This window comes from Mesorhizobium sp. M1143, from assembly GCF_040318435.1.
Lineage (GTDB): Bacteria > Pseudomonadota > Alphaproteobacteria > Rhizobiales > Rhizobiaceae > Mesorhizobium.
The window spans coordinates 1-606 of the sequence record NZ_JAMYMJ010000204.1 but is presented as its reverse complement, the minus strand read 5'-3'; the positions used below and the strand labels follow the sequence as shown (position 1 = coordinate 606).

Sequence of the window (606 nt, the reverse complement as noted above, 5' to 3'; positions counted from 1 at the left end):
TATTTCGGATTGGTTCAACAGATTAGCCACGTTCTCGGCACGCGCCGTATTCGTCCGGGATCATCTAAAACAAGGTCTCTGCCTGGCATTGAGCGTTACGGAGGTTACGCACAGGACACATGCATCGCGTGTTTGAGAACTTCGTCGAGCAACTGTCTGCAAGTGTTGATGCTGCCGATCTCGGTGAGGCAATGGCCTCCGCTGCAGCCGGCTTCGACTTCCCGCTATTCGCCTATTTCACCTACCCGTCAGCCTCCGGCGACGCCCCCCAATTGATTTCAAACTATCCTTCATCCTGGACGTCACGTTACCTGCAACAGCGGTACCACAGTCTCGATCCGGTCATCCTGCGCGGGCTGCAAGGCTGGGATACATTCGATTGGGGTGTGGATCGCGCTCGGCACGGTCTGCCGAATTCGCAGCAACAAATTCTAGAGAGTGCGGCTGAGTTTGGCATCTGCGGCGGCCTGACGATGTCCATGCATGATCATCTCGGCCGGTTTGCTGCCCTGACCTTTGCTTCCGACGAGTCCCGTCCGCCTCTGTTGCGGTCACTGGCACGTTACGAAAAAGCATTGCAGCTGGTCGCCATCAACTTTCATATCC

The 606-nt window shown here is 56.1% G+C and carries 1 protein-coding gene; it reads left to right on the top strand.

Annotated elements, in window-relative coordinates; genetic code table 11:
* Positions 1-119: 119 nt before the first annotated feature.
* On the top strand, positions 120-606 hold a 487-nt coding region (locus tag NKH35_RS31960), incomplete at its 3' end, for an autoinducer binding domain-containing protein (RefSeq protein WP_352917588.1).